This window comes from Corynebacterium sp. HMSC073B01, from assembly GCF_001838255.1.
Taxonomy (GTDB): domain Bacteria; phylum Actinomycetota; class Actinomycetes; order Mycobacteriales; family Mycobacteriaceae; genus Corynebacterium; species Corynebacterium jeikeium_D.
The window spans coordinates 1-2,054 of sequence record NZ_KV836145.1 but is presented as its reverse complement, the minus strand read 5'-3'; the positions used below and the strand labels follow the sequence as shown (position 1 = coordinate 2,054).

At 55.3% G+C, this 2,054-nt stretch carries 1 protein-coding gene and 2 tRNA genes; 1 reads left to right on the top strand and 2 read right to left on the bottom strand.

Features of this window, described 5'->3' with window-relative positions:
• Position 1 precedes the first annotated feature (1 nt).
• Positions 2–75 (bottom strand) — tRNA-Asp (locus tag HMPREF2849_RS03125).
• 549 nt (positions 76–624) lie between these two features.
• Here HMPREF2849_RS03125 and HMPREF2849_RS03120 point away from each other — a divergent pair.
• The gene (locus tag HMPREF2849_RS03120; RefSeq protein WP_168163231.1) at positions 625–1,815 is read left to right on the top strand and encodes an IS1249 family transposase; all 1,191 of its coding nucleotides are present in this window, start codon (positions 625–627) and stop codon (positions 1,813–1,815) included.
• 111 nt (positions 1,816–1,926) lie between these two features.
• Here the strand turns inward: HMPREF2849_RS03120 and HMPREF2849_RS03115 are convergent.
• Positions 1,927–1,999: transfer RNA gene (locus tag HMPREF2849_RS03115), tRNA-Phe, on the bottom strand.
• Positions 2,000–2,054: the final 55 nt, after the last annotated feature.

The window sequence follows — 2,054 nt, the reverse complement described above, 5'->3', positions numbered from 1 at the left end:
GCGACCCTGACGGGACTTGAACCCGCGACCTCCGCCGTGACAGGGCGGCGCGCTAACCAACTGCGCCACAGGGCCTTAAATGCCGTGCTCAACTTTCTGGATTACCAGCGCTGTGCACGAGTTGTTACTCTACAGAACAGCGCTGAACATAAGCAAATCGCCAGTTCATGGCAGATATTTTAAGTTGAAAACTGACATCCAGCCCCGGGTCTCGGGGCATCCTAGACTGTGGCAAAAGCTCTCCCCACCAAACCCGGGTAAAGCCCCCCTCTCCCCCAGTGACACCGATGCGAGTTACTGACTACGTTTATGACTGGCGGCGTTGGGGCGATGCAAGTTACTGACTACGTTTATGACAAAAATAGCCCGAAAAATGGCCTGAAAGTGTCATAAACTCATACAGTTTCACATTTGCAGCCCGTAGTTTTTGGCTTCTCACCAGTCACCATCTTGAGAATCAGAGGGTTAAGTGACAAAAAGTGTGTCTGATTTTCAGCCTATTTGCTGGTCAGGCCGCATAAAACGGGCTTATATAAGGTTCCAGACCTTATTCAGGCCCGTTTCTTGCTCAATCCACCGGAATGGCTCCTGCATGTGGTAACAGGGGCCTGGTTGTCTTTCTGGGTGACTCCAAACAGACCCCGATGCCCTATATGCGCTGGGCAAATGAAGAAAAACGGCACCACAACCAAAGGGACAACCAGGTGGCGATGCAAAAACCCTGACTGCGGATGCTCAACAACACGACACCGCCCCGATCAGACCCACACCCGGGATTTCAAAGCGTTTCACACCTACGTCACCGGCACTGCTTCTTTAACCAAGGTGGCCGACACCTTGAATGTCTCCCGGCGCACACTCGACCGCCGGTTCACCTCATTGTGGCTTATCGATGTCCCTAACACCCCCGATCCCAACCGGGTCTACGACCAAATCTTCATCGACGGCACCTACACCGACGCTGGCTGCTTACTTGTGGCAGCCAGCCACGACCACGTCATCGCATGGCACTGGACACAACGCGAAACCGCCCACGCCTACACCCAACTACTCAAAAACATCGCCCCACCACTATGCGTTGTCCTCGACGGTGGCCAAGGCGCCTACTCAGCAATCAAAACCTGCTGGCCAACCACCCGCATCCAACGCTGCCTTGTCCATGCCCAACGCGTGGTCCGTCGCTACACCACCAGCCGTCCACGCACCGACGCAGGCAAAGCTATCTACGCCCTGGCGTTGAAACTGACCCGTATCACCACACTCGACCAGGCACGGGAGTGGACGCTGCGCCTGCATGACTTCGGACAGGTATTCAAAGCATTCCTCAACGAAAAAACACCCCTCCCCAAAGAACGCCGCACCCTCAACAACCAGTGGGAATGGACCCACCTGCGAGTTCGCAAGGCATACAACTCACTGCTGCACCTATCGCGCAATAACTGGCTGTTTACCTACCTGCAGCCACCACCAGAAGCACTCGAACCACAGCGCTGGGCATCAACAACCAACAGTCTGGAAGGCGGCGTCAACGCCCAGCTCAAACGCATCGCCGACGCGCATCGCGGCAGGTCCGGGGAGCGCCAACGCAAAATGCTCGAGTGGTACCTGCACTCGAAAACGCAGCTGCCTGACGACCCGCTAAAGATCGCCAGGCAGTGCAATTACGGACAAGATCAACTCGCCAAAGTCAACGATCTTGTCCCAGAAGACCACAACAAAGCCGACCACGAAACAGGACGACCAGCCTTCTACGACAACGCTATCCCAACCGAATACCAACACAACATAGGAATCCGGAAAGGGCCCATGAGATAAAAAGGGCCCACCCGGCGACACACCGAGCGGACACACTTTTTGTCACTTAACCCGACAAACACCTGGTAAAACAAAGAATCCCCAGCCCGTTTCCGGACTGGGGATTAATTGTGGCCAGAAGCGGGATCGAACCGCTGACCTTCCACTTTTCAGGCGGACGCTCTACCGACTGAGCTATCTGGCCAGACTTGAATTTAATCAAGTGGCGACCCTGACGGGACTTGAACCCGCGACCTCCG